The 325-nt window shown below is 60.9% G+C and carries 1 protein-coding gene; it reads left to right on the forward strand.

Annotation, left to right across the window (positions count from 1 at the left end; all coding sequences use genetic code 11):
* Positions 1-325, forward strand: a 325-nt coding sequence (locus U9S71_RS20945) for a hypothetical protein (RefSeq protein WP_326329808.1), incomplete at both ends; no start/stop codon positions are given.

Genomic DNA, 325 nt, shown 5'->3' on the forward strand with positions numbered 1-325 from the left:
AGGCTTTTCAAAAGTCCCCGATGATGAACTGCTGGTCCATACCAACACCGTGTTGCTCGCAATGGAAAGCAATGTTAATTTCCCTACACCCACACCCGATCTGGCGGTGGTGACCACGGCACGCGATGACTTCGAAGCCAAGTTGGCCATCGCGCGCAAACGCAGTGGGCCGGAAGAAACGTCGGCCAAGAACGACGCGCGCCTCGCGCTGGCCGACCTGCTCAAGCAGCTGGCCTTCCACGTAACCACCACCGCTGCGGGCAACCTCACCGTGCTGCTCAGCTCGGGATTCCGAACCACGGCCTACCCGCAGCGCGGAACGGTA

The sequence above is a fragment of the Parapedobacter flavus genome (assembly GCF_035818675.1).
In the GTDB taxonomy this organism is placed as follows: domain Bacteria; phylum Bacteroidota; class Bacteroidia; order Sphingobacteriales; family Sphingobacteriaceae; genus Parapedobacter; species Parapedobacter flavus.